Origin of the sequence: Rugamonas fusca, assembly GCF_014042365.1 — a bacterium.
In the GTDB taxonomy this organism is placed as follows: Bacteria; Pseudomonadota; Gammaproteobacteria; order Burkholderiales; family Burkholderiaceae_D; genus Rugamonas; species Rugamonas fusca.
Genome location: NZ_JACEZS010000072.1, coordinates 1 through 529, shown reverse-complemented (window position 1 = coordinate 529; position 529 = coordinate 1). Strand labels below are relative to the sequence as shown.

Sequence of the window (529 nt, the reverse complement as noted above, 5' to 3'; positions counted from 1 at the left end):
GTGGAGCAGGCCCAGACCAGCGTCGAGATCCTGTCCACCACCAAGGAAATCTCGGCCAACACCAGCGCCCTGCTCAAGACCATGGAACAAGCCACCGCCGTGGCCGACTACACCACCAGCGCCACGGCCGACGCCCAGGCCAACTTGCAGCGCATGGACGGCACCATGCAGCACATGGTGGCCGCCACCGATTCCATCAACGCCAAGCTGGCCGCCCTGTCGGAGAAGGCCAGCAACATCAACAGCGTGCTGGTGACCATCACCAAGGTGGCCGACCAGACCAATATCCTGTCGCTGAACGCGGCCATCGAGGCCGAGAAGGCGGGCGAGGCGGGGCGCGGCTTCTCCGTGGTGGCCACGGAAATCCGCCGCCTGGCCGACCAGACTGCCGTCTCCACCTGGGACATCGAGCAGATGCTCAAGGAGATGCAGTCGGCCGTCTCGGCCAGCGTGATGGGCATGGACAAATTCTCCGAGGAGATCCGGCGCAGCGTGGGCGAGGTGCGGCAGGTGACGGACCAGCTGTCGG

General features: G+C 65.8%; 1 protein-coding gene. It reads left to right on the top strand.

Translation table 11 applies throughout. The features are described 5' to 3' along the window. A partial coding sequence (locus H3H36_RS26360) for a methyl-accepting chemotaxis protein (RefSeq protein ID WP_229220124.1) occupies positions 1-529 on the top strand: 529 nt, incomplete at both ends.